We start from the raw sequence: 25,452 nt of genomic DNA, 5'->3' as shown, positions 1-25,452 counted from the left end.
GTCCTCTTGCCCCACCAACTGGGTTACTGAACCGCCCCGGATTTCCCGGAGGCTGTTTGGTTTGAGTGTTACGCGGCTATGCCGGTTTGATCCAGGTTTTCGTAGTAGCGCTCTTCGGCCTCGGCCGGCGGGATGTTGCCGATCGGCTCGAGTATGCGGCGGTTATTGAACCAGTGGACCCATTCCAGGGTGGCGTATTCGACCGCTTCCAGCGAACGCCACGGGCCCCTTCGGTGGATAACCTCGGCCTTGTAGAGCCCGTTGATCGTCTCGGCCAAGGCGTTGTCGTAGCTGTCGCCCACGCTGCCCACGGAAGGCTCGACGCCAGCCTCGGCGAGCCGTTCGGTGTACTTGATCGAAACGTACTGGCTGCCGCGATCGGAATGATGGACGAGCCCGCCGCCGGACATCGGGCGGCGCTGATGCAACGCCTGCTCAAGGGCGTCCAGAACGAAGGCGGCATGGGCCGAGCGGCTGACGCGCCAGCCCACGATACGCCGGGCGTAGGCGTCGATGACAAACGCCACGTAGACAAAGCCGGTCCAGGTGGCGACATAGGTGAAGTCCGATACCCATAGCCGGTTCGGCGCGGATGGCTGGAACTGGCGGTTCACCCGGTCAAGCGGGCACGGCGCGCTCTTGTCACTCCTGGTGGTCTTTACCGGCTTGCCGCGGATGGCGCCAGCCAACCCCATCTCACGCATCAGCCGCTCCACCGTGCAGCGCGCCACGTCGAAGCCTTCGCGCCGCAGCTGACGCCAGACCTTGCGCACGCCGTACACCGCGAAGTTCTCCTCGAACACGCGCCGGACCTCCACTTTCAAGGCCGCGTCGCGCCTGGCCCGTGCCGGGCGTCTGTCCGGATCGCGCCGCCGGGCGACGTGCTCGCGATAGGTGGACGGGGCGATCGGCAATACCTTGCAGATCGGCTCGACGCCGTGCACCTCGCGATGATCGTCGATGAAGGCGATCATGGCCTGAACCGGCGGTCGAGCTCCGCCTGGGCAAAATAAGCGCTGGCCTTGCGCAATATCTCGTTGGCCTGACGCAGCTCGCGGTTCTCCCGCTCGAGCGCGCGGATCTTGTCGCGATCCTCGCTCGTCACCCCGGGCCGAGCCCCGCTGTCGCGTTCAGCCTGCCGGACCCAACGGCGCAGCGTCTCCGCCGTGCATCCGATCTTCGCCGCCACCGAGCCAATCGCTTCCCATTGCGAAGCATGATCGCTCTGATGATCCAGAACCAGCCGGACAGCCCGCTCGCGAACCTCCGCCGGATATCGTGTCGTATGTCGTTCCATGATGGCTCCTCCTTCTCACAGGTTGGAGCCTCCAGGAAACCCGGGGCGGTTCATACCGTCGGGGTCCGTGCCTCGTGTCTGTTTCACTAGCAGGCGATTTTGACTATCGATAGAACCTACAAGAAAAGTCCGGAAATACTCGCCGGTTGCCTGTAATTCAAAAATCCCCTGACTTGCATAGCTGTCAGCCTCCAATCGCAATGTGATCGTAGAGCCGCTTAAGTGACCGGGGACGTTGCCAAAAACGATCCTATTTGCGCCATTGCTTGTCATGGCAACGGATCCATCGCTAAGTGTCGTGTCTGCAGTTGTGGCTGGCCGGGGTAAGGGAGGCGTACCCGCGACGGTCGAAATACCGTTATATGCCGAGGCCAAGCTTTCATGAGCAAGCGTGGGTGCATCCTTTAGGCGCAGGTCCCTAGCCTCGATCACTTGCCCATCTGGCAGTTCCAGATCACCTGAGAATTGTGCTGCACCGGGATTGATCAGATTGCGGCCGCCGAAGTTGGCCATTTCGGTCAGCTCATTGATGCGTGGCAAGAGCTTGTTGTACTCATTGGTGAGCGTCGCGCGCATGTCGTCTGACAGGCTCTGGTCCTGCAGGCGGGCTGCAAGTGTTTTCATTTCGGTCAGGGTGTCGACGATGGCATCTGTTGTGGCCAGTGTGACATCCAGTAAGCCATTAATGCGCTCAAGTGAACGCACATCGTTGAGCCGGCTGATCTTGCTGCTCATAGCTTTGATGACTGTACCTGCAGTGACGGCATCATCACGATAGGTGGGTCGCTCGCCATAGCTGGTGGCGACTTTAGTGGCTTGAGTTGTTGAGGCACGCGCCGCCCCAACTGCTGCAAGGGACGGGGCGTAGGAAGAGATATCGACCATAACGCACCAAACGGTTTTTAACCTGTGCGGTCTAAGTCAGGCCGATTAATAGAAAGATAATGTCAGAGCTTTTGTGTATCTGTGATCTGATCCATGCTTCCTGAAAGGAGCAAGGACGATGACGATTTCGAATGAACTGCTGGACGAGCTGCTCAAGGGCTGCTGTCCGTCGTCAGAACATTTGGCACAGATGGCATCGTAGATTATCGGAGCATCGGCCTCGTCTGGTTGGTTGATATTAGGCGGCGTGCTTTCGGTGTTGCAAGCGCCGATATTCGATGGTCTGTCGTTTGATCCTTTCACGTTGTTTGATGATGGTTTGTGCTCTTCCGAAGTAGGCGTCTGCAGGCGTCACATTGTTCAGGCTCTCGTGGTAGCGTTGGTGGTTGTAATGTTCGACGAACGCCTTGATCTGCGTTTCGAGATCGCCGGGCAGGAAGTAGTTTTCCAACAGTATGCGGTTCTTCAAGGTCTGGTGCCAGCGCTCGATCTTGCCTTGCGTCTGGGGATGGAACGGTGCGCCGCGAACATGGCTCATGTAATAAACGGCGACACGTACCGTTTTCCACCAACACACTCACCCTCCGCCCCTCGAAGCGAGACGGGTCCAGGGAGGGAACCGCGGGGAAACCGGGACAGACACAATTAGTCCACCTCGCGGGGAAACCGGGACAGACACAATTAGTCCACCTCTACCCCCCGCGCCGTGGCGCAAACCCCACCCTAAACCGCTTACCGAGAGACCGCCGCATCCGGGTCTTCAGGTCAAGGGCCGCAACGCGGCCGCTTCGCGGTTTCATCCTTGAGCTGAAGACCCGGATGCGGCCCGCTGGCTGACAAGCGATCTATGGATTGCCCTGCGCCTGGCGGTGCGGCCGGGTCACATCCCTGTTCCGGTCGTCGTCGACCGGACGGGCACTTGCCCGGCCGCCGGCCCGGCGCGGAAGTGGTGGGAGCGAGCGGGATGCCGGTGGACACCGGGGGTGTCCGGTTGGCGGGTCTGCGGTGTCCGTGGTGTCCTCGGCATCCCGCCCACGGAGCTTTCCGGGGCTGTCTCCAACCCGTTTCCAATACGCCAGGTAGATGGGGTCGGTCGTTTAGTGTCTCCGGTCCCGAAAACCGAGGGCAGTGTCCCATGGGGTCGTGGGGGTGCGGAAAAGTTTTTGTTGGCGCGGTGCTTTCCCTCTCCCTGGGGAGAGGGTCAGGGTGAGGGGTAAATCCCGGTGACAGCAGCACGCATCCCCCTCATCCGCCCCTTCCGGGCACCGTCTCCCACGGGAGAAGGACGGGCACTGGAACGGGGGATAGGCGGATCGCTCCGGGATCGATCGGGGGGGGGGCTGCCCGGGTCGTGAAGGCCGCGGCAAGATCGCAAGAATAATTTAAGGCGTGTCCGATTACACAACGCGACGCACTCTTGTGTGGATCGATCAACGAGGCGAGTCCGTGTTTTTGATCGATCATTTGACTGACGGCGGCTGTGGGACAAACCCCAAGGGTTTCGGCGCCAATCTGACCAAGGACAGGGACCAAAATGTATCGTGATTATCTCGCTTTGGGTGTGAGCGCATTGGCGCTTGCAACCCTGGGCTCTCCGGCGTTTGCCGATGAGGCCGAAGATGCCCGTATCGAAGCGCTCGAAGCGCGGATCGTGCAGCTGGAAGAAACCAACCGGCGCCTGCTGGAATTCCTCGAAACCCAGGGCGCGACGGCGACCGCACCGGCCATGCCGCATGGCGCCGGTCACGGGGCCGATCACGGTTCCGGTCACGGTTCCGGTCACGGGACGGGTCACGGGGCGGGTCATGCCCCGGCCGGCCATGCTGACATGCCGGTCCAGGTTCCGCACGCCGAACACCATGCCGCGTACCAGCAGTCGATGGGACAGGGCTTTGTCGGTCTGAGCCAGGATTACAGCTTCGCCGTGCTCGATCATGCCGAGGGCATCAATCGTCGCCAGCTGATCCAGCTCCAGGCGATGCAGAATGGCGAGCTTGAAAACCGTGTCACGCTCAGCGGTGGTGTCACGGTGCTGGCCAATTACCAGCGCTCCAACTCGGACACCAAGTTCGGCTGGCTGATGCGTCACCCGACCTCGAACAACCAGATCGGTGAGGAAGTCTCCGAAATGGTGGTTCACTCGGCCCAGTTCGCCCTGACGGCGCGCATGTCGGACACCATCACCGGCTATGTCGAGATGCTGTACAATCCGGAGCAGAGCTTCGGCTCCGGCACCATCACCGACCTCAACCGCAACCAGGTCCAGGTCCGCAAGGCCTGGGTGATGATCGGTGATCTCGACCAGTCACCCTGGTATGCCGCGATCGGCAAGATGGACACGCCGTTCGGCATGAATGACACGGTCAGCCCCTTCACCAATTCGACGACCTGGCACTCCTTCGCCGGACTCGCCTATGGCGGCCTGGTTGGCTACTACAATAACGGCCTGCACATCCGCGCCATGGGGATTCAGGGCGGGGCCCAGTTCCGTGCGGCCAATGCGCCGGTCCAGGGAACAGCCGTTCCCTCGCGCGTGAACAACTTTGCCGTCGACGCGAACTACACCCTGCCGATGGGCGAGGACGGATCGGTGATGGTTGGTGCCAGCTATGAGCATGCCAGCCCGTACTGCCAACCCTACCCGGTCTTCCACTTCACGGCCTGTGCCGAGAACAACCCGGCCTATGCCGTCTACGGTCGCATCGAGACCGGCGCGTTCGAGTTCATCGGCGAGTTCCAGCAGACGACCGATGTCTGGCCCGGTTCGGCCGTGCCGGATCCGACCAATCCGCTCAGCGTCTTTGCCGCACAGGAAACCAGTTCCTGGGCTCTGGGGGGGCGCTATGCCATGGATATCGGTCAGGACAGCCCGCTGGATGTCTCCTTCGAGTTCAGCCGCTTCCGGGCTGGCGATGACGGGGCACCGTGGGAGCGTCAGGACCAGTATGTGGCCGGTCTCGGCTATTTCATCGCGCCTGGCGTGAACATGTTCGGCGAGTTCATCCATGTGAATGGCTGGGCCCCGCTGAACTTCGTCAGCGGTGGCAATCTGCCGGGCGGCGCGAGCTGGTCCGAGCGTGATGCCACGACGGACGTCATCACCTTCGGTGTGCAGGCCGCCTTCTAGGCCCTGCGATCATCGCGACACGAAACGCCGCGCCCTGACGGGTGCGGCGTTTTGCGTTGGCATGCCGCGTTTGTCGATCCGGCCCGGGGAGGGGCCAAGGTCCCGGTCCGGCTGGGTTTTGCGATAAAACCCCGGCGGGAACACCGGATTTATTAACCCCGTTGCGCTATCTTCGGCCCGGAGTGGATGAGGGGTATACCGATATGCTGTGGAGGCAGATCGACCGCTGGACAGGGGCTGATCCGCAGATCGACTTCGATCATGCGATCAAATCCCGCATTGCCGTGGCCTATACAGCGATCTTCACCCTGATGGGGCTGGTCAATGCCTTCCTGCTCGCCTTTGTCCTCGGCGGCCGTCCCGGAATGGCCGAGCTTGGTCTGATTTCGAGCCTGATCGCCGCCACGATCGGGATTGTCGGTCTGCGCCTGCGGCGCCCCAATGCGACCATGGGCGTCATCATCGGGCTTGCCGCGATTGTCATGTTCGCCGCGGCCTGGGCCAACCGAGGGTCCTTTCCGCCGGCAACGCTCTACCTGCCGGGCATCGTGCTGGGCGCCTACATCGCCTGGGGCTCTCGCGCCGTGTTGGTCGCAATCCCGCCCCTGGGTGCGTATTTCTGGCTGATCGTGGCGAACGCCAATCCCGACACCTTCGGCCGGCTGGCGTTCAATTCGACCGAGCTGGTGAACATGCTGGTCGCCGCGGCGGCCTTCTCCTGCGTCTGGATCGTGCTGTTCGGCTCGAGTTTCCGCTCGGCCACCACCGATGCCAGGCTGGCCCTGACCGAGGCGAACAAGCAGTTGGAAACCGCGCTGATTTCGGCGCAGGAAGCCAATCGGGCGAAGTCGGAATTCATCGCCAATATGAGCCATGAGGTGCGGACGCCGCTCAATGGTGTCATCGGCATGACCAATGTGATGCAGGCCGATCAGACCCTCAGCGAAGACCACCGGCGCAATCTCGACCTGATCGACGAGAGCGGCAAGGCGCTGCTGGAACTACTCAATGAAATCCTCGACCTGTCGAAGATCGACGCCGATGCCCTCGAGCTTGAAACGCGTGAGTTCGATCTCTCGGCCCTGGTCCGCAGCACAACCGAACACTGGCGCGCCCAGGCGGAAGCCAAGGGCGTGGCGCTGTCCGTCAGCAACCAGCTCGGCGAGCCGGCCTTCGTGGTCGGGGACCCGATCCGCCTGCGCCAGGTGATCAACAATCTGCTCGGCAATGCCGTGAAATTCACCCATAGCGGACGCATCAGTGTCTCGCTGGCCAGTGTCGGTGAGCCGCGCGAGGGCGTGACGCGGGTCCGCCTTGCCGTTCGCGACACCGGCATCGGCATCCCGGGGAACAAGCAGGAGGCGATCTTTGATCCCTTCAGCCAGGTCGATGCGTCGGTCACCCGGCGCTATGGCGGTACCGGCCTCGGACTGGCGATCTGCCGCCGGCTGGTCGCAAAGATGGATGGCAAGATCACCCTGTCCAGCAAGATGGGGCGTGGCTCGACCTTCACCATCGATCTGCCGCTTGAGCGGGTCGAGGGCCGCGAGCGTCCCGTCGCCAAGCGGGATCCGGCCAGCGTGGAGCCGGTCGAGGCCGCAGCCCGGATCCTGGTCGTCGATGATGTCATGACCAACCAGCTGGTTCTGAAAGCGATGGTCCAGCAGATCGTCAAGGCGGACGAGTTGATCGTCGACAGCGCCTCCGGCGGTCGCGAGGCCGTCAACAAGGCAACCTCGATGGCCTATGATGTGGTCCTGATGGACATCCAGATGCCGGAGATGGACGGGGTGAGCGCGATGCAGTGCATCCGCGAGACCCGCAAGTCGGCTGATGCCCGGATCGTCGCGGTCACCGCTCTGGCCTCGGACGACCACCGCCGCGAGTTTCTGGCCGCCGGCTTCTCCGACTACCTGCCCAAGCCGGTCGAAATCGCCGAACTGCGTCGTGTCCTGAAAACGGCGCTGGTGACCGATCGGGCGGAGGGCGATGCCGAGACGGCCGGGGAAGGCCGTCTGGCAAGTCGCTAGCGGCTAGATTTCGGCGACGATCATCTGCGGACCACCGGCGGCAAGAGCCCGCTTGAGCGCCTCGTCGAACTCGCCGGCCGTCCGGGCGCGTTGTCCGGGGACGCCGAAACCCTCACCCAGCTTCACCCAGTCCATCTTGGGATTGTCCAGCGACAGCATTTGCTGGGCCGCGGGACCGGGATTGCCGGCGCCGACCCGGGCCAGCTCGACATTGAGCACCAGATAGGAGTGGTTGGCGAACACCACATTGATCACGTTCTGCTTCTCGCGCGCCTGGGTCCACAGCGCCTGTAGCGTATAGGCCGCCGCGCCGTCGCCGCACAGGGCGAAGACCTGCTTGTCCGGGCAGGCGAGGGCGGCCCCGATGGCTTGCGGCATGCCGGAGCCGATCGCCCCACCGGTCAGGCACAGCCAGTCATGGCGCGGGCCATGTTCGATCCAGGGGAAGACGCCCATGCCGGACGTTGTCGCATCGTCGCAGATGATCGAGTCCTCGGGCATGTGACGCAGCAGCGAGATCCCGACATAGCCCGGATTGAGCGGCTCGTCCGGGAAGAGCTTCGGGGCTTGCGACAGGCCCGGCAGCTCAAGCGGTGCCTCAGCGACCTCGAGGCTGGCCGCGACACCCTGCAGGGCCTGGATGACGTCCTCGGACGGGCCGGCCAGGGTTTCTGTTTTCGTCCCCTCAGGTGTCAGCTCGCCCGGTTGTCCGGGATAGGCGAAAAAGGCGACCGGCGGCTTTGAGCCGGCGATGACGAGCAGGTCGGCACCGCTCAGTTCCTCGATGGCCTGCTCACCGAAATAGGCCAGCCGCTTGGGCGAGACCCGGCCGTGTCCGCGGGCGATGCGCGGCACGAATGTGTCCATGAAGAGCCGGGCTCCGGTCGCTTCGGCAATCCGGCCGGCGGCGGCGAGCCCGTCTTCGCGGCAAGCGTCATTGCCCAGCAGGATGATCGGGTTCTCGGCGGCGCGCAGGGCAGCGGCAATGGCGTCGATCCGGTCGGCTTCGACTGCGATCTGGACCGGCATCGGAGCCGCTTCAAGGACGGCCGGCTCGGCGTCTGACCAGGCGCAGTCGGCGGGCAGGATCAGGGACGCGACCCCGCGTTCCGGGCCAAAGGACTGGCGCACGGCCTCCACCGCCATGGTGGAGACTTCCGAGGCATCACCGACGCAGCCGACCCAGCGCGACATCGGCCGGCAGACACCGGCCGCGTCCGAGGTCAGGGGCGCGTCGAGCGTGAGGTGGTCGCGGGCATGATCGCCGACAATGTTGACGACGGGGGCGTAGGCGCGGCGGGCATTGTGCAGGTTGGCAAGACCGTTGCCGGCGCCGGGGCCGAGATGGAGCAGGGTGCAGGCCGGCTTGTCGGCCATGCGGGCATAGCCGTCGGCAGCTCCGGTCGCGACGCCCTCGAACAGGCACAGCACGGACTGCATGCCCTCGGTCCGGTCGAGCGCGGCGACCATGTGCATTTCCGAGGTGCCCGGATTGGTGAAACAGACCTCGACGCCCTGATTGATCAGCGTCCTGACCAGACTCTCTGCAGCAAACATTCTTCGACCCCGTCCGTTGGATTGACTTGTTTCTTTGGTTCTTCGTTCCGTCTGGCAGGAAACTAGCGCGGCAGGCGGACAAAGTCCGGCGTCAATTCCGACAGTTTCGATGCGCCGACCAGCGCCATGTCGCGCTCCAGTGCGGTCAGGAGGATATCCAGTGCCCGCTCGACGCCGGCCTGGCCGCCGGCGCCCAGTCCGAACAGGTAGGGGCGGCCGACCGCAACCGCTGTGGCTCCCAGCGCCAGGGCCTTGATGATGTCGGTGCCGCGCCGGATGCCGCCATCGAGGATGATCTCGGCCTGGCCGCGCACCGCCGCGACAATATCGGGCAGGGTGTCGATCGTGGCCGGGGCCGTGTCGAGCTGGCGGCCGCCATGATTGGAGACCCAGACCGCGTCGGCCCCGACATCGATGCAGCGGCGGGCGTCATCGGGTCGGGCAATGCCCTTGATCGCAAACGGACCGCCCCAGGCCTCCTTCATCCATTTTGCGTCCTGCCAGGTCACCGTGCGGTCGAACTGGCTGTCGAGGAACTGGATGATGCCCATGCCGCCGGTATCCATGTCGGCCCAGTTGGCCGCCAGGATTTCCGGTGTGGTGGCCATGTCCCAGAGATAGCCGGGACGCGCCAGCACCTGGCTGACCGTCTTGGCGTTGATCTTGGGTGGAATGGTGAAGGCGTTGAGATGATCGCGCTCGCGATTGCCGGCGACCGGGACATCGACGGTCAGGATGAGACCGGTGAAACCCGCCGCCCTGGCCCGTTCCATGGCCTTCTCGACGATCGCCCTGTCCTTCCAGACATAGACCTGGAACCATTTCGGTCCGTCGGTGTATTTGGCGATATCCTCGATCCTGGTCGAGGCGAGGGTGGAGAGGCAATAGACCAGCCCCTTCGCCTTCGCTGCACGGGCCACGGCGGCCTCGCCGGCGCGCGGATTGAACAGGCGCTGGGCGGCGGTCGGCGTGACGATGATGGGTGCCCGGCTCCTTGCACCCATCACACGGGTCTCGAGATTGATGCTGGAGATGTCGACCAGGGATTTGAAGTTCAGCTCGTAATCGCCATAACGCCGGTCATTGCGACCCAGCGTGATCTCGTCGTCCGATCCGCCGTCGATATAGTCGAACACCATGCGCGGCAGGCGCTTGCGGGCCAAGGCCCGCAAAGCCTCGATATTGTGGGCCTGCTCAATCGCTGTCATGCGAGGAAACTTGGCCGATCCCGTCCGGGCGTCAAGCCTCGACTGCCTGCCCGGCCTCGATCCCGCCCGCTTCGGGACGAATGCCGAAGAAGAGCGCATAGAGCACCGGGACCGCGATCATGGTGAGGACCGTGGCGAAGGTCAGGCCGCCAATAATCGTCACCGCCATGCCCTGGAAAAAGGCGTCGCCCAGCAAGGGGGTCATGCCAAGGATGGTGGTGCTGGCCGCCAGCAGGACCGGCCGCAGACGACTGATCGAGCCGTCCCGCACGGCCGCCAGCCGGTCATCGCCGCTGCGGATGCGGACATCGATCTCGTCGACCAGCACGATCGCGTTCTTGATCAGCATGCCGGACAGGGACAACAGCCCCAGCAGTGCTGTGAAGGAGAAGGCGACATTGGTCGCCAGAAGACCGATCACGACGCCATTCACCGACATCGGTACCACAGCCCAGATGATCAGCGGCTGCCGGACCTTGGCGAACAGCAGGAAGGAAATCGTCAGCATGGCCACGAAGGTCAGCGGCAATTGCCCGCCCAGCGAGGCGTTCGCCTCCGCCGAGGCTTCATACTCGCCGCCCCATTCCAATGAATAGCCCCGCGGCAGCTCGATCGCCTCGATCACCGGGGCGAAGCGGGCAAAACCCTGCGATGCGGTTTCCCAGGGATGCGGGTTGGCGCGCACCGAGATGGTCCGGGTCCGGTCGCGGCGCTGGATCAGCACGTCCTCGAATTCGAGCGCGAATTGCGAGACGACCTGGTTGATCGGTACGTACGCAGCCTGTTGCGGACTCCAGACCAGACGGTTGTCGAGATAGGCCGGGTCGTCACGTTCGCTCTCCGGCGCCCGGGCCAGGATGGGGATCAGCGTTTCGCCTTCGCGATAGACGCCGACCTGGCTGCCAACCGTGGCAAAGCGCAGCGCGTTGGCGATGTTCTCGCGGGTCACGCCGATGGTCTGGGCGCGTTCCTCGATGATGACGGGACGCAGGACCGGGGTCCGGTTGCGCCAGTCGGTGCGGATATCGATGACATCACCATCGCTGTTCAGGGCCATGATGGCCTGCTCGGCCAGCCCGCGCAGGACATCGGCATCCGGCCCCGAAAAGCGCGCCTCCAGCTTGGCACCGGACGGCGGCCCGAAAATGATCCGGTCGGCCCGGACTTCTGCGTCGGGAACCGTTTCCCGGACATGCGCGAGGATGCGATCGGACAGCGCCGGGATCGCATTGAGCTCATGGGTGCGCACGATGATCTGGCCGTAGGCGGTGTTGGGCTGCTCGGAGGAATAGGTCAGCATGAAGCGGGTTGCCCCGGCCCCGACGAATGTGTCGATCGTCTCGACTTCAGGCTGCTCCGACACGAAGGCCCCGATCTCGCGCAGGGTCGAGTCCGTGGTCAGGATGTCGGTGCCCTCGGGCAGTTCGACATTGACGTAGAAGAGCGGCGTGTTGGTCGCCGGGAAGAAGGAATTGCGGACCGATCCGAAGCCGGCATAGCAGACCACGGTCACGACGATCAGCAGGGCCAGGACGACCCAGCGCCGTGACAATGCCAGGTTCAGAAGGCCGCGATAGCCGTTGAACAGGCGGCCCGCGTACAGGCTGTCCTCGTCCAGCGCGTCGGCGGAGGCGGCCTGGGCAGCTTGCCGCTGGGCGGCGAACAGGTGGTAGCCGATCATCGGCACCACGGTGACAGCAATCACCCAGCTCAACAGCAGGGAGATCGCGATCACGGCGAACAGCGAGAACAGGAACTCGCCGGTGGCGTCAGGCGAGAGGCCGATGCCGGCGAAGGCGAGGATGCCGATAATGGTGGCGCCAAGCAGCGGCCACTGGGTCGAGGCCACGGCCTCCTCGGCGGCCTGCATGCGGGGCTTGCCGCGCATGACCCCGGTCAGCATGCCCTCCGTCACCACGATGGCATTATCGACCAGCATGCCCATGGCAATGATCAGGGCGCCGAGCGAGATGCGCTCCATCTCGAGGGAAAACATGTTCATGAAGAAGAGGGTGCCCGACACGGTCAGGAACAGGACGGCCCCGACCGTCAGGCCGGCCCGCCAGCCCATGAAGATGCACAGCACGCCGATCACGATCGCGATCGACAGGGCGAGGCTGATCAGGAAATTGTTGATCGCCGTGTCGACGACCAGGTGTTGCTGGTAGATCGGGTGAAGTTCGACACCCAGAGGCAGGTCGCGCTCGATCTCGGCGAGGCGGGCCTCCACGGCATGCCCGACATCAACGATATTGGCGGTCGACAGGCCGGCCACGCCCAGCGTGAAGGCGCGGGCATTGTTGTGATAGATGAATTGCGACGGGCGTTCGACGGCTTCCCGGCGGACCTCGGCGATGTCGGACAGGCGGATTGCCTGATCGCTGTCGCGCGGCGTGATCAGCAGGTTGGAGATCGCGTCCACACCACCCAGCGTCTGCGGGATGTCGACCCGGACCAGCCGGTCGTCGAGCGGTGCCGAGCCGGCCGTGACCACCGCGTTCTCGCGCTCGAGATCTTCCAGCAAGGCGGCAAAGGAGAGTCCGAGACGGGCCAGATTTTCCTGCGGAATCTCGATATAGATGCGCTCGTCCGGCTCACCCTCGACGGCGACCTTGGCGACGTTCTCGACGGTCAGGAGCTCGCGCCGCAGCGTGCGGGCGATATCGCGGATACGGCTGTCGGAATAACCCTCCGCCGTGACCGCATAGAAGATGCCGTAAGTGTCACCGAAATCATCATAGACAATCGGCTCGCCTGCGCCCGGCGGCAGGGCGGCGATCGTGTCGCGGATCTTGGCCCGCAGTCGGGTCCAGACGGCCGGCATATCGGCGCTGTCGATGGTTTGATCGATCCGAACATGGATCTCGGAGATTCCGGGCGAGGATTCCGAGCGGATCTCGTCGACTTCGCCAAGTTGCTGGATGGCGATTTCCAGCGCTTCCGTGACTTCCTGTTCGACCTCTTCCGCGGTCGCCCCGGGATAGGGCGTGAAAATGATCGCTTCCTTGATCGTGAAGACGGGGTCTTCCAGCCGACCGACATTGAGGAAGCCGGTCAGGCCGCCGATCAGGCAGAACAGGATGACGATCCAGGTCAGGACCGGTTTTTCGATCGAGACCCGGGCGAGCAGGCTCGACGCGGTCGCGCTGGCACTCATTGCGGGCTTCCAAAGCGGGCAGTGTCGGACAGCGGGCGGACCCGCATGCCTTCATGCAGAGAGGAGACACCGGCTGTGACGACCCGGTCACCGGCCTCGATGCCGGTGGTGACGACAACCGTGTCGCCGTCAAAACCGGCCGTGGTGATGGTCTGTGGCACGACGGATCCGGCTGCGTCGTCATAGACCCAAACGCGTTGCGATCCGTCCGGCGCCGAGGACACCGCGGCGAGCGGAACCCGCAGGCCGCTGACAGCGCCGGCGGGATTGTCGAACTCGGCAAAGACGGTCGCGGTCATGCCGGGCAGGATGTTGGCCGGAATGTCGTCCGGCAGGGCGGCAATGGCGCGGTAGGTGCGCGAGGCGGCATCAGGCTCGGACACCAGTTCACGCGGTTCCAGCGAGAAGGTCTGGCCGGGCAGGAAGGAGAAGGCGGCCTCCAGCGAGACCAGGTTGGCCCGGTCGAAGGTGGCGACCATGCTCTCGGAAATCGGGATCGAGACCCGCATCTCGGAGACATCCATCAGCCGCACGACCGGCTGGCCGGGTGACACGATGGTGTAGTTGTCGACCAGCCGACGGCTGACCAGGGCATCGAAGGGCGCGGTCAGGGTGGCATAGCCGAGATTGCGGCGGGCGGTCTGCAGGGCAACTTCGCGCAGGTCGTAATTGGTCTGGGCGCTGTCGAGCGCAGCCTGCGAGGCGATGCCACGGTCAAACAGGGTGCGCTGGCGTTCCAGCTCGGTATTGGCCTGTTGCAGCTGCACCCGCGCCTCGCGCTCGGCGCGCTGGAAGTCCTCGCGGTCAAGCGCGGCAACGAGCGTGCCCTGCTCGATCAGGACGCCTTCATTGAGCGGCAGCTCGGCGAGCTGGCCACCAACCTGGAACGCCATGTCGACACTCAGGCGGGCTTCGATCCGGCCAACGAATTCGTGTTGGGTCTGGCCGGTTTCGGCGACCACTTCGGCCAGCTGGACCAGTCGGGCTTCGGCCGGCGGGGGCGGCGTTTCCTGCGAGCACGCGGCAAGAACCAGGCTGGCGCCGAGCGCGACAAGGAGCGGGGAACGGGTCATGAGTAGATCTCGCGGGCCTTGCTCAACAGGCGATCACGGATCGGCTGGAGCTGATGATCGGGAATATGGTTGAAGCCGAGCAGGACGGAGAGCTTGAGCCCGTCCATGGCCAACAGGAGAATTTGGGCGGCAATCGGGTCCGGCGTTTCCTCGGCCAGCCGCTGGAAGGTCGAGGACAGGAATTGGCGCGCCGGGTCGAGCAGCTCGGGGTGCTCGGCCGAGGCGGCGAGCAGGGCCATCGAGACGCTGTCATGCGCATCGGTCCGGTTGAACATGTCCTGGAAGACCAGCGCGAGCACCGGCTCACCGGTCGCCTTGGCGCGCACTTCGGAGGCGGCGATCTCGTCACCGATCTCGGCCATCATCCGCGTCACCATGCCCTGCAGCAGGGCGACCTTGTTGGGGAAGTGGTAGAGCACGCCGCCTTTCGAGACGGCGGCTTCCGCAGCGACGGCATCAATCGTCAGGCGCCCGGATCCGTCGCGCGCGACCACGGTTTCGGCGGCATCGAGGATGGTGTCGCGGGTCGAGGGTTTGCTGGGCGGCATGCGCAGATATCCTGAATGATGCTGCGCTGCACATAAACCGTCCAGACGGTACAGTCAATACCGTCCGGACGGTATAGCTCTGGTCTTTTCCACCAACCAGATGTTGGCAGTGGGGAGCCAGGGCGGCGCGAGGAATATTAAAATTTCCGATTATTCGACCGGGGGTTGCGTTCAAAGCGGGATGCGCGCCCTGACTAGTGGAGACAGGCTGCAGGCTCTTCTAGAGACCGGGGCAGGCACCGGGCGGGTGCCGCCAATCGGAGAGCCTGATGTCCTTCCTTCTGCGCGTTCTGGCCGTTGCCGGCCTGTTGTCGACCATCCTGTCCCTGGCACCGGCCGAGGCCTATGGGCGCGATGGGCACCGGATCGTCTGTGACCTGGCCTATCGCTACCTGTCCGAGGAGACCCGCAGCGAGGTGGATCGTCTGGTTGCCGAGGATCCGCAATTCGTCAGCTTCCGCGATGTCTGCTCCTGGGCCGATGAGGTTCGCGGTACGACCCACCGCCACACCGCCCCCTGGCACTACATCAACCAGGCGCGGGATGATCCGCATGTCGATGCCGAGGATTGCGCCGAGGGTGGCTGCATCACCTCCGCCATTGATCTCCATGCCGGCGTCTTTGCCGACCGCTCCCGCTCCGACGCCGACCGCCTGGAGGCTCTGAAATTCCTCGCGCACTGGATGGGTGACATCCACCAGCCCCTGCATGTCTCCATCGAGGGCGACCGCGGCGGCAATGATATCGAGGTGCTGTGGCGCGGCGAACGCCATACCAACCTACACCGGGTCTGGGACAGCGAAATCCTGTCCGACTACATGGCCGAGACCTGGCCCTACCTGGCCGAGGAAGACCGCTGGCTGCCCCTGGTCGAGCAGCTTGCCGCCGACATCCCGCTCAACGGGGTCGACGTCTACACGCCGCTGGCCCCGATCGACTGGGCCCAGGAGAGCCATGACATCGTTCGCTCGCGCGGCTTTGCCTACTACTGGGCCCGCGCCGACCAGCCGATCGAGCCGGGTGACGCTTATTACGCCCGTAACCTGCCGGTCTCCCTGCAGCGTCTCAAGCAGGGCGGCGTGCGCCTGGCCGGCCTCCTCAACCAGCTGGTCGAGGAGCGCCAGGTGTCGGGCAGCGGTTCGGGGACGGGATCCGGCGCCCTGAACTAGCCGCGCCCCGAACCAGGCCGTTGCCGGATGTGTGGCCGGTCGGCCACGCCGGCCATCCTTCCTGCCCGCTCGACGCCTTTTGCTTGTTGCCGTGGTTAACCTTTGGTTAACATCGCAGACCAGTGGGGTGTGTGCCGGGGGTGAGCGTGATCGAGGGTGTGGACAATACGGTCCTCTACGGAGTGGCCGGAGCGGGGCTTTTTGTCCTGATCGTCGCGGTCACCGCGATCTCCATGGTGATGAACCGTCAGCGCGCCGTCTCCGACGAGCGCCAGGTCTACAAGCTGCGCCGCAAGCGGGCGGCGCGCTATGAGGACGCCAAGAAGGACTACGAGAAATACCGCAAGAAGATCGAGAGCGGGAATACCGTCCTGATCGATCTGATCCACGATCTCGGCGATGATTTCGTCGGTCGCGACAGCGCCCAGCAGCAGATCGCCTTTGACGAGGCCTTCGAGGCTGTCGCCTCGATCCGCCAGGCCAATCCGCGGGCCCGGATCGTCATCGTTCTGCATACGCTGGGCGGCTATGCGCGTCCGGCCCACATGATCGCTCTGGCCATCAGGCATCACCTGTCCAAGGGCAAGGGGCATTACAATCCCAAGCGTGAGCCGCGGGTCGTGGCCTATGTGCCCTATGTCGCCATGTCCGGCGGCACCATGATCGCCCTCGCCGCCGACAAGATCGTGATGGATCCGACCGCTTCGCTGGGGCCGATCGACACGATTTATGGCGGCTTCCCGACCGAGGCCTACAAGGAGCTGATCGCCCAGAAGGGCCCGTTGGCGACCCAGGACGTGCTGGTCATGCTGGCCCATGAGGCCGAGAAATATGACCGCTATGCCGGCAAGGTGGCCCGCGAAATCGTCAATGATGTCCACAAGGCCGAAGGCAGGGACGAGCACCATATCGCCGATACGCTGTCGGCCGGGACGCTGTCGCACAGCCAGGCGATCACGCCGAAGGACGCCAAGGAGATGGGCATGAACGTCTCGACCAAGATCCCCGATCTCATCTATGGCTTGGTCGATGCCCGCATCCGCATGATCCATACCCGGCTCGAATTCGAGGCGCGGCGCATGGAGGGCGAGGGCGGGCCCGAGGAGGGCAAGGGGGATGATGCCGAGCAGGCCATCGAGCGCGCCATCCGCCAGTCGCTGCGTGGCAATGTGCGTCTCTAGCTGCCGCCGCTGCCTCGCCCCCTTGAACGACGCCCGCCGCGCCCCGATCTTCGCGATCAGCCAGCAAGGGATGACGCAATGACCACCAAGGCCGAGCTCTATGAAGATGTCCGCAAGCAGATCGCCTCGGTGATCGCCGGCGAGACCAGCCGGACCGCGCGCCTGGCAACCGCCAGCTGCCTGCTGCGCGAGATGTTCGGCGAACGCTTCTTCTGGACCGGCTTCTACGAGGTTGATCCGAACCAGCCCGACATGCTGGTTGTCGGTCCCTATCAGGGCACGATGGGCTGTCTGCGCATTCCCTTCGGCAAGGGCGTTTGCGGCGCGGCTGCGGCGAACGGCGAGACCCAGCTTGTGGAAGACGTGCACGCCTTCCCCGGCCACATCGCCTGTGACAGCCGCTCCAATTCGGAAATCGTCGTGCCGGTGCGTGATGCCGGCGGGCAGCTGGTCGCTGTGCTGGATATCGACTCCACCGAATTCGGCGCCTTCGACACGGAGGACCAGGCCGGTCTGGAAGCGATCTGCGGCGATCTGCTGACGATTGCCTGATGACGGCGTCGGGCTCTGCTGCGGATCGGTCCAGCGAGCAGACCATCGAGCTCGAGGGCCGGGTGATCGCTTTCACCCTGCGGCGTTCCAGCCGTCGCTCGATCGGTTTCACCATCTCCCGCGCCGGTCTTGCCGTCACCGCCCCGCGCCGTGTCAGCGAGCGCGACATCCGGCGCGCCCTCGTCACCAAGGCCGGCTGGATCCTGACCAAGCTCGATGCCTGGGCGGCCCGCCCGGCAGCGCCTGAACTTGTCCTCGAAACCGGAGCCAGCCTGCCCTGGCTCGGTCGCGATCTGACCCTCGACCTGCGCGGCGGGGGCGTGCGCACCACGGTGCGGCGCGAAGGCGATCGCCTCATTCTCAAGCATGATCCCGACCTCGCCGGCGAGTTGCGGACCCGAACGCTCACGCAGGCTCTGCAACGCTTTTACAAGCGCGAGGGCGAGGCCTTCATGGCGCCGAAGGTCGAGGCCTACGCCACTGCGCTTGGCAAGCCGGTGCGCAAGGTCATTGTGCGTGACCAGAAGCGGCGCTGGGGCTCGTGCGCCTCGGACGCCACCATCCGCCTCAACTGGCGACTGATGGGCTTTCCCGAAGAGCTGGTCGACTATGTCTGCGCCCACGAGGCCGCCCACCTGGTCGAGGCCAATCACTCCCCCGCCTACTGGCGCGTGGTGGAAGGCCTGATGCCCGACTGGAAACCGCGCCGCCAGCGCATGCGCGACGAGGCCGATCGCTGGGTGGTGTTTTAGGGCTTGGAGCCTCTAACCCTCATCCTTCAGCTTGCGATCGAAATAATCGACGATCATCGTCCACATCTGGGTCTGGCGGTCCTCGCCGCGGACGCCGTGACGCTGGCCGGGATAGGTCATCATCTCGAACTGGGCGCGTTGCTGCTGGAGTTCGGAGTAGAGCCGGACTGAATTGGCGAAGATGACATTGTCGTCGGCCATGCCGTGGATCAAGAGGAGCGGGGTCTCGTAATTGTCCAGATGGGCAAAGACGGAGGAGGCCCGGTAACCCTCGAAATTGGCATCCGGGTGGTCCATGTAGCGCTCCGTATAGGCGGTGTCATAGAGCGCCCAGTCGGTGACCGGGGCGCCGGCGACACCGGCCGCCCAGGCGCCGGGTGCCTGCAGGGTCGACATCAGCGTCATGTAGCCGCCATAGGACCAGCCCCAGATCCCGACCCGGTCGGCGTCAACGAAGTCGAGGCTCTTGAGATAGTCCAGCCCGACCAGCTGGTCCTCGACCTCGACCGAGCCCATGCGGCGCTGCAGCTGACCCTCGAAGTCGCGCCCCCGATTCCAAGAGCCGCGATTATCGATCGTGAAATAGACATAGCCGCGCTGGGCAAACATCTGCGCCCGCATCGACTGCCAGCCGCGATGGACCTGCTGGCTGTGCGGCCCGCCGTAGAGATACTGGATGGCCGGATATTGCCGGTTCGGGTCGAAATCGGCGGGCAGGAAGATCTGGTAGTGCAGCTCGCTGCCATCAGCCGCTGTCAGCGTCCCGTATTGCGGTGTGATGTGATCGTCGAGATAGGGGAAATAGGGATGGCCCTCGACCAGGGCGTTCTCCTCGATCCAGCGGATGCGGCTGCCATCGACAGTGTAAAGCGCCGTCTGGGCCGGCGTCGACGGGTCGGAATAGGTGCCGATAAAGGTCGCGGCATCGCCGCCGAAGGTCGCCGACCAGCGCCCTTCACCCGAGGTGATGCGGGTCGGAGCGGCCGAGCCGTCGAGCGGCACGGAATAGATGTGGCGCTCCAGCGGGGTCTCGATCCAGCCGGTGAAATAGACAAGGCCATTATCCTGGTCGACGGCATTGATCGCGTCGACGACCCAGGCGCCGGACGTCACCTGTGTGATCAGGCTGCCATCGGCGGCGCGGTGCTGGATATGACGGAAACCGCCGGGCGTGTCCTCGCTGGTCCAGATCACGCTGCCGTCGGCGAGGGCGCGGAAATCATTGGTCAGATTGATCCAGATATCGGTCGTCTCGACCAGCCAGGGCGCGGCCTCGCCGCTGGCCGGGTCAGCGGCCAGAATGGTCAGCTCGTTCTGCATCCGGTTGAGCACCTGGACATAGGCGGTGGCGCTGTCGGCAGACCAGTTCACGCGGGCCAGATAGATGTCATCGGTGTCGGCCAGCTCGACCGGACGGCGGGTCCCGGTCGCGCGCTCGGCAATGAAGAGCTCGACCAGGGCATTGTCGGTGCCGGCACGCGGATAGCGCTGGTCGACCACCCGGGCCGAGCCGTCGGCGTCGATCTCCATGCGCTGGATATTGTCGACCGGGCTTTCATCGACGCGGGCGAGGGCAATGTATTGCTCGTCCGGTGACCACCAATAGCCGGTGCGGCGGCCTAGCTCCTCCTGGGCGACGAATTCGGCCATGCCCCAGGAGACCAGATCGCCGCCATCCGTGGTGATGGCGGTTTCCTCGCCACTCTCCAGATCGATCACGTAGAGATTTTGTTCGCGGACGAAGGATGCGAAATTGCCGCGCGGGGAGATGCGGGCATCGGTCTCGTATTCCGGCGTCTCCATCAGCCGGCGCGCCTCACCGGTCGCCACATCGACGTAGAAGACATCGCCATCGAGCGGCACCAGGATGGCCTCGCCCTGGCTGTCCCAGTCATAGCGCACAATCCCGGTCGAGGAGATGCGGGCGCGCTCACGCAGCTGACGCTCGGCCTCGGTCAGCGCGCGCTCGTCCGGCGCCAGGACCTGGCTGTCGACCAGCCGGTAGGGCTCGCCACCATCGATATCCATCGCCCACAGGTCGAGCACGGTGGCGTCCTCGTCCTTGGCGCGCAGAAAGGTCACACGCGAGCCGTCCGGCGAGAAGGTCAGCGACCGCGGCGCAGCCCCGTTGAGCGACGGGCTGGCATGGATCCGCTCGATCGTGAGGGCGGGCTCGGCATCAACTGTTTGGACGGTCGTTTCGCTGGCCGGCTGGCAGGCGGTCAGGACTGTGGCGACAGCAAGAAGGCTGGCAAGGCGAACGGTCATGAAAACTCCCCGGATAATCTCGTTGCCCGTTTTAGGAGCGCCGGCTTTGGCTGGCCAGACCTGACCGCATGGGCGGTTGTCGGGTGCAGCCACGCCGGTTTTCTTCCCCACGTGTGGGGAAGGGGCCCGAGCGCGGCGAGGAGGGGCTGGGCGAGGTGTGGCCCATGCCGCCTTCGGCGTCACCCCTCCGTTTTGCCGCTTCGCGCCAAGACACCTCGCCATGGAATGGGGAGGAAAGGATGTCCGTCGTTTGGCACGAAACCCCACACCCCAACCGCACCGCCCGGATTGAAAGGCGCGTGAGCGCCAGAACGGAAAACCCCAAACGCGGGCAGGGCGGCGAGCTGACATGGCATGACCCCATATCTGTTGACGGAAAGGGTGACGCGCCCATCCGCGCCACGGCGCGATCGCCTGGCGTTGTGAGCAGTTGAGGGGTGCGAGGTGCCTTGCCGGTGCCTTGCTATGGAAGTTGTGTAGGTGGCGCCGGGGGCACCTCGCACACGGAGATTTGGTCGGAGCCGTTACCGGCCCCGTCTCGAAACCGACAGGAACAAACGGTCGAGCTTTGTGCCGCCGTCCTGCCGATGGCCACGCCGGGTTTTGTGGTGGTCAAATCCACAAGACCGGACGAGCTCCGCAATCCCCGCACCCCCGGATAACCGGTCCGAGCCTCGAGTTGGCGCGGGAACGGGAGAAGTATGGGGTATCCGGGAAGAGGGGCGGATAAGGTTTTTGGGAAAGTGCGGATTTGCAGTGGGTTAGGGTGGTGTGGCGGGGGATAAGTCGGTCGACTTCGATCCCTTTGATCGCTTCATACCCACCGTCATCCCACGGCTTGTCCGGGGGACCTCAGCCAATCTGCAAACGGGGAAGCACAGGTCCCCCGGACGCCCGCTTCGCGGTCACCGTGGGATGACGGAGGGGTGGCGTGTTTCGAAGAGCGTGCTGGCGCCCGCTTCGCCCTTCACCCCTTGCCGGGAGTGCGCCGCGTCCGCTCCAACACCATCACCCCAATTCCCCACCGTCATCCCACGGTCGCGGCAAGGCCGCGATCCGGGGGACCTCAGCCCGGCCGTCGACGGGGAAGCACAGGTCCCCCGGATGCCCGCTTTGCGGTCACCGTGGGATGACGGTGTAGAGGGGTGTTGCGAAGAGCGTGCTGGCGCCCGCTTCGCCCTTCACCCCTTGCCGGGATGACGCAATATCCGCTCCAACACCATCACCCCACTTCCCAACCGTCATCCCACGGTCGCGGCAAAGCCGCGATCCGGGGGACCTCAGCCAGGCCGTCGACGGGGAAGCGCAGGTCCCCCGGACGCCCGCTTCGCGGTCACCTTGGGATGACGGAGGGGTGGGGTGTTTCGAAGAGCGTGCTGGCGCCCGATTCGCCCTTCACCCCTTGCCGGGAGTGCGCCGCGTCCGCTCCAACACCATCACCCCAATTCCCCACCGTCATCCCACGGTCGCGGCAAGGCCGCGATCCGGGGGACCTCAGCCCGGCCGTCGACGGGGAAGCACAGGTCCCCCGGATGCCCGCTTTGCGGTCACCGTGGGATGACGGTGTAGAGGGGTGTTGCGAAGAGCGTGCTGGCGCCCGCTTCGCCCTTCACCCCTTGCCGGGATGACGCAATATCCGCTCCAACACCATCACCCCACTTCCCAACCGTCATCCCACGGTCGCGGCAAAGCCGCGATCCGGGGGACCTCAGCCAGGCCGTCGACGGGGAAGCACAGGTCCCCCGGATGCCCGCTTCGCGGCCACCGTGGGATGACGGTGGGGTTGGGTGTTGCGAAGAGCGTGCCGGCGCCCGCTTCGCCCTTCACCCCTTGCCGGGAGTGCGCCGCGTCCGCTCCAACACCATCACCCCAATTCCCCACCGTCATCCCACGGTCGCGGCACAGTCGCGATCCGGGGGACCTCAGCCAGGCCGTCGACGGGGAAGCACAGGTCCCCCGGATGCCCGCTTTGCGGTCACCGTGGGATGACGGAGGGGTGGGGTGTTTCGAAGAGCGTGCTGGCGCCCATGCCGCCTCTGGCGTCACCCCTCCGTCTTGCCGCGACGCGCCAGGACACTTCCCCACGGTGGGGGAAGGAAAGGATGCCCCGTCATCTCCCACGCCTTTCCCGCATTGCCCTTGCAGCCTCACTCCGCTACAGGGTGCGGCTCAAGATTCCCTGCCAGACAAGAGAGCCTCTCCCCCATGGCCGCATACAAATTCGTCTATCACATGGACAAGCTGTCGAAGACCTATCCGGGCGCTGCCAAGCCGGTGTTCGACGGTATTTCCCTGCACTTCCTGCCCGACGCCAAGATCGGTGTTGTCGGCGTCAACGGTGCCGGTAAGTCCACTCTGCTGAAGATCATGGCCGGCATGGACACCGAATTCACCGGTGAAGCCTGGGCCGAGAAGGGCGTGAAGGTCGGTTATCTCGCCCAGGAACCGCAGCTCGATGAAGACAAGACGGTCTGGGAAAATGTGATCGAAGGCTCGGCGCCCAAGCAGCTCCTGGAGGAGTTCAATGCCATCTCGATGCAGCTGGCGGAGGATTATACCGACGAGCTGATGGAGAAGATGACCGAGCTCCAGGAGAAGATCGACAACGAGAACGCCTGGGACATCGACTCGAAGATCGAGATGGCGATGACGGCGCTGCGCTGTCCGCCGGCCGACTGGCCCGTCACCGACCTGTCCGGTGGTGAGCGTCGCCGCGTGGCCCTGTGCCGCCTCTTGCTGTCCGACCCGCACATGCTGCTGCTCGATGAGCCGACCAACCACCTCGACGCCGAAAGCGTGCAGTGGCTGCAGAACTATCTGGAAGACTTCAAGGGCGCCGTGCTGGTTGTCACCCACGACCGCTACTTCCTCGACTCGATCACCACCTGGACGCTCGAACTCGATCGCGGCCGCGGTGTGCCCTATGAGGGCGGCTACTCCTCCTGGCTGGAACAGAAGTCCAAGCGCCTGGCCCAGGAAGACCGCGAAAAGAGCGCCAAGGATCGCGCCCTGATGCGCGAACTGGAATGGATCCGCTCCTCGCCGAAAGCCCGCCAGGCCAAGGCGAAGGCGCGTATCAAGTCCTATGAGGACCTGCGCGATGCCGCCGAGCGCGCCGAGATCACCACGGCCCAGATCACCATTCCGCCGGGGCCGCGCCTGGGCGGTGTCGTGGTCGAGGTGGAGAACCTCAAGAAGGGCTTCGAGGACAAGCTGCTCATTGATGGCCTGTCCTTCAAGCTGCCGCCGGGCGGCGTGGTCGGCGTGATCGGTCCGAACGGTGCGGGTAAATCGACCCTGTTCAAGATGATCACCGGCCAGGAGACCCCGGACGAGGGCTCGATCCGTCTCGGCGAGACGGTCAAGCTGGGCTATGTCGACCAGTCGCGCGACACGCTCGACCCCAACAAGACCGTCTGGCAGGAAATCTCCGGCGGCAATGACATGATCGAGCTGGGCGGCAAGGAAGTCCCCTCGCGCGCCTATGTCGGCACGTTCAACTTCAAGGGCGGCGACCAGCAGAAAAAGGTGGGCTTGCTCTCCGGTGGTGAGCGCAACCGCGTCCACCTCGCCAAGATGCTGCAGACCGGCGGCAACCTGCTGCTGCTCGATGAGCCGACCAACGATCTGGACGTGGAAACCCTGGCGGCGCTGGAGCAGGCGCTGGAAGCCTATCCGGGCTGTGCCGTGGTGATCTCGCACGACCGTTTCTTCCTCGACCGTCTGGCCACGCACATCCTCGCCTTTGAAGGCGACAGCCATGTCGAATGGTTCGAGGGCAATTTCGAGGACTATATCGAGGACAAGAAGCGTCGCCTCGGTCCGGACGCCGACATGCCCAAGAAGATCAAGTTCCAGAAATTCGCGCGGTAGAATGCTGAGCGAAGACGAACGTCGTGAACTGAGGGCCTGGCGATCACGCCAGGCCTTCTTCATGTTCGTCCTGTTGGCACTGGTCCTGCCGGGGCTGGTGGCGATGGCCCTCTCTGCAGTGCGCGAGCCCGCGCAGCTGTTCGCGGGTTCACTCGGTCTGTCCCTTCTGGGCTTTGCCGGACTGGCGATGTTTCTGGTCAGGGCCCCGTTGCGCTGGCGACAGGCCCGGCGGGACGAGGCCGGACGTGTGGTCCGCTCGGTGCGGGGACATGCCGATGTCCGCAGCCGGCGCGGGATCGGTCTGATCGCGCCCACGCATGAGATCCTGCATATCAGCGGTGAGCGCTTTGCGCTTGCGCCGTTCTGGCGCGAGCAGATCACGCCGGGGCTCGTCTATGAGGTCCGCTTCGCGCCGGAGAGCCGCGCCATCCTGTCGATTTCGCTGGCGGAAACCGTCGTCCGAGCGGCGAGGCCGGAGGCCCTGCCTGCCCACGTCCGGGATCTGACCGACCGCGACCGCCAACTGATACGCCTGCTCGCGCGCGGGCTGACCGACAAGGATATCGCGCGCCAGCTCAATCTCTCGCCGACGACGGTGCGCACCTATAATTCAGAGCTCTACCTGAAGCTGGGCATCGCGCGCCGCGGCCAGGTCCGGGAACTGGCCGAGCGCTTCGGCCTGCTCGACGAAGCTGACGGTCGCGGCTGAAGTCGCGGCTGAAGTCGGGGCTGAAGAGACGGCCTGACATCTGTCGACTGACAGATTGCCAACATC

The 25,452-nt window shown here is 64.6% G+C and carries 16 protein-coding genes, 1 pseudogene and 1 other annotated feature; of the genes and pseudogenes, 8 read left to right on the top strand and 9 right to left on the bottom strand.

All coding sequences use genetic code 11. The features are described 5' to 3' along the window. Positions 1-68 precede the first annotated feature (68 nt). From AAA969_RS10630 to AAA969_RS10620, 3 genes and pseudogenes are all read right to left on the bottom strand, one after another. A protein-coding gene (locus tag AAA969_RS10630) for an IS3 family transposase (RefSeq protein WP_338244211.1) occupies positions 69-1,297 on the bottom strand; the annotation gives its coding sequence in 2 pieces (ribosomal slippage) (positions 69-1,009 and positions 1,009-1,297; 1,230 coding nt in all). Further along, positions 900-1,016 (bottom strand) — a sequence feature (AL1L pseudoknot). (Overlaps the previous gene by 117 nt.) Before the next feature lie 15 nt (positions 1,298-1,312). Beyond that, a complete protein-coding gene (locus tag AAA969_RS10625; RefSeq protein WP_338246037.1) occupies positions 1,313-2,182 on the bottom strand; it encodes a hypothetical protein in 870 nt (289 codons plus the stop codon). A 238-nt stretch (positions 2,183-2,420) separates the two neighbouring features. After that, positions 2,421-2,720: pseudogene (locus AAA969_RS10620) on the bottom strand (integrase core domain-containing protein); the annotation flags it as partial. 996 nt (positions 2,721-3,716) lie between these two features. Between AAA969_RS10620 and AAA969_RS10615 the strand changes: the two are divergent. Further along, positions 3,717-5,309, top strand: a complete 1,593-nt coding sequence (locus AAA969_RS10615; protein ID WP_338246036.1) for a hypothetical protein — start codon at positions 3,717-3,719, stop codon at positions 5,307-5,309. A gap of 203 nt (positions 5,310-5,512) precedes the next feature. Then, entirely contained in the window at positions 5,513-7,339 is a 1,827-nt protein-coding gene (locus tag AAA969_RS10610; protein ID WP_338246035.1) for an ATP-binding protein, read from the top strand. A gap of 3 nt (positions 7,340-7,342) precedes the next feature. Here the strand turns inward: AAA969_RS10610 and AAA969_RS10605 are convergent, their stop codons facing one another. From AAA969_RS10605 to AAA969_RS10585, 5 genes are all read right to left on the bottom strand, one after another. After that, positions 7,343-8,896, bottom strand: coding sequence for an acetolactate synthase large subunit (locus tag AAA969_RS10605; protein ID WP_338246034.1), 1,554 nt, complete (start codon positions 8,894-8,896; stop codon positions 7,343-7,345). A gap of 62 nt (positions 8,897-8,958) precedes the next feature. After that, the gene (locus AAA969_RS10600) at positions 8,959-10,104 is read right to left on the bottom strand and encodes an alpha-hydroxy acid oxidase (RefSeq protein ID WP_338246033.1); all 1,146 of its coding nucleotides are present in this window, start codon (positions 10,102-10,104) and stop codon (positions 8,959-8,961) included. Between the two features lie 31 nt (positions 10,105-10,135). After that, the gene (locus tag AAA969_RS10595; protein WP_338246032.1) at positions 10,136-13,261 is read right to left on the bottom strand and encodes an efflux RND transporter permease subunit; all 3,126 of its coding nucleotides are present in this window, start codon (positions 13,259-13,261) and stop codon (positions 10,136-10,138) included. After that, on the bottom strand, positions 13,258-14,334 hold the full coding sequence (locus AAA969_RS10590; protein WP_338246031.1) for an efflux RND transporter periplasmic adaptor subunit: 1,077 nt from the start codon (positions 14,332-14,334) through the stop codon (positions 13,258-13,260). The genes AAA969_RS10595 and AAA969_RS10590 overlap by 4 nt, the downstream gene beginning before the upstream one ends. Beyond that, positions 14,331-14,882 (bottom strand): TetR/AcrR family transcriptional regulator, encoded by a 552-nt coding sequence (locus AAA969_RS10585; protein ID WP_338246030.1) that lies wholly within the window; start codon positions 14,880-14,882, stop codon positions 14,331-14,333. The genes AAA969_RS10590 and AAA969_RS10585 overlap by 4 nt, the downstream gene beginning before the upstream one ends. Before the next feature lie 269 nt (positions 14,883-15,151). Between AAA969_RS10585 and AAA969_RS10580 the strand changes: the two genes are divergently transcribed. From AAA969_RS10580 to AAA969_RS10565, 4 genes are all read left to right on the top strand, one after another. Next, a complete protein-coding gene (locus AAA969_RS10580) occupies positions 15,152-16,051 on the top strand; it encodes a S1/P1 nuclease (protein ID WP_338246029.1) in 900 nt (299 codons plus the stop codon). Positions 16,052-16,197: 146 nt separating this feature from the next. After that, the gene (locus AAA969_RS10575; RefSeq protein WP_338246028.1) at positions 16,198-17,232 is read left to right on the top strand and encodes an SDH family Clp fold serine proteinase; all 1,035 of its coding nucleotides are present in this window, start codon (positions 16,198-16,200) and stop codon (positions 17,230-17,232) included. Between the two features lie 78 nt (positions 17,233-17,310). After that, positions 17,311-17,784 (top strand): GAF domain-containing protein, encoded by a 474-nt coding sequence (locus AAA969_RS10570; protein ID WP_338246027.1) that lies wholly within the window; start codon positions 17,311-17,313, stop codon positions 17,782-17,784. Further along, positions 17,784-18,536: a M48 family metallopeptidase gene (locus AAA969_RS10565; protein ID WP_338246025.1), complete on the top strand. Its 753-nt coding sequence runs from the start codon at positions 17,784-17,786 to the stop codon at positions 18,534-18,536. The genes AAA969_RS10570 and AAA969_RS10565 overlap by 1 nt, the downstream gene beginning before the upstream one ends. 12 nt (positions 18,537-18,548) lie before the next feature. Here the strand turns inward: AAA969_RS10565 and AAA969_RS10560 are convergent, their stop codons facing one another. Beyond that, entirely contained in the window at positions 18,549-20,804 is a 2,256-nt protein-coding gene (locus AAA969_RS10560; protein ID WP_338246023.1) for a S9 family peptidase, read from the bottom strand. A gap of 2,205 nt (positions 20,805-23,009) precedes the next feature. Here AAA969_RS10560 and ettA point away from each other — a divergent pair. Then, positions 23,010-24,677, top strand: coding sequence for an energy-dependent translational throttle protein EttA (gene ettA / locus AAA969_RS10555; RefSeq protein WP_338246021.1), 1,668 nt, complete (start codon positions 23,010-23,012; stop codon positions 24,675-24,677). A gap of 1 nt (position 24,678) precedes the next feature. Further along, the gene (locus AAA969_RS10550; protein WP_338246019.1) at positions 24,679-25,386 is read left to right on the top strand and encodes a helix-turn-helix transcriptional regulator; all 708 of its coding nucleotides are present in this window, start codon (positions 24,679-24,681) and stop codon (positions 25,384-25,386) included. Positions 25,387-25,452: the final 66 nt, after the last annotated feature.

This window comes from Maricaulis maris, assembly GCF_036322705.1.
In the GTDB taxonomy this organism is placed as follows: Bacteria; Pseudomonadota; Alphaproteobacteria; order Caulobacterales; family Maricaulaceae; genus Maricaulis; species Maricaulis maris_B.
The sequence above is the reverse complement of the archived record's forward strand: the minus strand, read 5'-3'. Positions and strand labels throughout refer to the sequence as shown.